Source organism: Actinobaculum sp. oral taxon 183 str. F0552, from assembly GCF_000466165.1.
In the GTDB taxonomy this organism is placed as follows: domain Bacteria; phylum Actinomycetota; class Actinomycetes; order Actinomycetales; family Actinomycetaceae; genus Peptidiphaga.
The window spans coordinates 94,615-97,114 of sequence record NZ_KE951406.1 but is presented as its reverse complement, the minus strand read 5'-3'; the positions used below and the strand labels follow the sequence as shown (position 1 = coordinate 97,114).

2 protein-coding genes are annotated in these 2,500 nt (G+C 58.6%); both read right to left on the bottom strand.

The window, feature by feature from the left end; genetic code table 11:
* Window positions 1–2,027, bottom strand: a 2,027-nt coding sequence (locus HMPREF0043_RS01005; protein ID WP_084431941.1) for a right-handed parallel beta-helix repeat-containing protein, incomplete at its 3' end; no start/stop codon positions are given.
* A 216-nt stretch (window positions 2,028–2,243) separates the two neighbouring features.
* Window positions 2,244–2,500 (bottom strand): hypothetical protein (locus tag HMPREF0043_RS11340; RefSeq protein ID WP_198010247.1); only part of this gene is annotated, 257 nt, incomplete at its 5' end.

Sequence of the window (2,500 nt, the reverse complement as noted above, 5' to 3'; positions counted from 1 at the left end):
TCCACGGCCGCATTGGGCTTGACCGTCGTGCCCGACGGATCGATCGCCTTGGCCACATCAGCCGGAAGAGCCTTCCCCGACCCCCGAGCCGGACTGCCCGCCTTCAAGTGATAATCGCTCTTCTTGAAATCCGCGTCACCATCAGCCTCCTTGACGAAGAACGGATTAGCCGACCGCGCACCGAACTGATCGAGCGCATGACGCTCCAAACCATCAATCTTCTTGTTGACCGCCGGGTTGGAGGCGATCTCGGACGTCCGCGAGAACAGGATGTTGACGGGGTCGGGCTTGTCCTTCAAATCCCATGTCAGCACATAGGGTTCGGCTTGGGGACTGGAGCGGTAGAAAGCGTCGTAGTCCATGCCCTCGAACAAGTCGTTGCTGTACAGCTTGGCGCTCCCGTCGAGATTGTCCGCGCCGATGGTCCGGATCGGGTACGCCCAGTACGGACCGGAGGAATCGTTCTGCACCGTCAATCGAGATGAAATGATGTTATTGTACAGTTGAGTGCCTGTGGTATCCCAACTGAGTTTTTGCGATTGTGACCATTTTTCTCCCGATATGCACTTCTTATTGGTATCATAGGCGTTGCACCCTTTGGCTCGCTTGTCTTCCCCAATATTTATGGGACGGAAAGTACGAGATATGGTATTGTTATAGATTTTGACTTTGTCGCTGCCCATAACATTGATTCCGGCACCGGAAGACTCTATGATATTGGATGCGATTACTCCACCGCTGGAAACTTCATAGCCTACTGCCTGACCGACATTGGTAAAGAAGTTATTCACTGTCGCCGTTCCTATGCAGCCCTCGTCGCACCAAAATGCTATGGGCATTTTGTTGTTTTTATCGGTATGGTTGACCTTTTTCTGTGAATAATCCACTTTATTACCGCGGAATGTAACACTCTTTGCATGGGTGATCTTCACATCGGCTATGCCGCAGTAAGCGGTGCAGAGGCTTCCGTTCGTCAGGAACCCTTCGGCATTGTTACCGGAGAATTCGCTGTTCTCGATGGTTAGGTTGTGGGAGTAGTTCCCTCCCATTCCAGCCCCGCCGTTGTCGAGCACTTTGTTGTTGACGAAGCGGCCGTTCTCAGCGTGATTGAAGAAGAATGACGAAGTCGCGCTCTGAGCGAAGGTACTGTCCTGGATCACACTGTCCGCGCCGTTGATGCTCACCGCGACGGGCCCGCTCTCGGATCCGAGCCGCGGATCCTTGAAATCCCAGACCTGGTTCGGCGAGAACTGGGCGACGTTGACGCCCTTCATGACGAAGTGCCGTCCGGTCGCGGTGAACGCGCGGCTTCTCTCGGAGATCTCCGTGGTTCCGGCCGTCGGGTCGGATCCCACGTAGTACGTGATGTTGTCCTGGCGGCCGACGTTGTACTGCTTCGACGTGCCGTTCGCCGACTTCAACGTGGTGGGCGTGGAGTCTTCGACGTAGAAGGTTCCCGGGCCGACCTTGTCCTTGCTGTCCACCTGCTTGAGGGGTTGGTCGCCGATGAAGACCTGCTCCGGGAAGGCGGCGATTCCCTCGACGCTGGGCTTGGCGTTCGTGGTGCAGACGTGGCAGAAGTTCTGGAAGTCCCCCGTGACCTTCCAGACTCTGCCGTCCTTCTTCCACCGAGAGGCCCCGACGACGTCGCTGCCCTTGAGCCACACCTCCGCGTGAGGCGCCGCCTGGAGGGTGACGTCGTCTTGTGCGATGGAGAAATGGGGTTCGCGGTAGACGCCGCTCTTGAGAACGATCGTCGTGCCCTTCTTCGCCTGCTTGGCGGCATGCTTGATCGTCTTGAACGGCGCTTTCTCGCTTCCATTGGCCGAGTCGTTCCCATCGGGGCTCACCCACAGCGCGTTGCTCTGCGGAACCGGGTAGTTGGTGTCGGGAACCGAATACTTGTGGTTCAGGCGTTCCGCGGCCCGGGCGGACTGCGGCAGCGCCACGATCGTCGAGATCGCCACGAAAACCGCCGCGAAGGCCGTCAGCCAGCGGTAGGCTCTTCGAGCCATATGCGAATGCATCGTCTTCTCTCCTTTTCTTTATCTTCTTCTTGGAAATCGGGAATTCTATTCGAAGGGTCGACCCGTTTGCGGGCGGGCCGATCGAGGCGGTGCGAACGCGCGGGCCGCTCAGAATCACCCGGCCCATCGCGCCCGTAGGCGCAAGCGTGCGGTTCGAGCGGGAGGGACGCCCGCCGTGTCATGCGGCTATCGGGGAAGGCACGCTCGGGGTGCCGGTCACCCCCCGTCTCCCTTCATCTTGACGTTGACGAGTGCTCCGCGGTCCACGGCCGCATTGGGCTTGACCGTCGTGCCCGACGGATCGATCGCCTTGGCCACATCAGCCGGAAGAGCCTTCCCCGACCCCCGAGCCGGACTGCCCGCCTTCAAGTGATAATCGCTCTTCTTGAAATCCGCGTCACCATCAGCCTCCTTGACGAAGAACGGATTAGCCGACCGCGCACCGAACTGATCGAGCGCAAGACGCTCCAAAC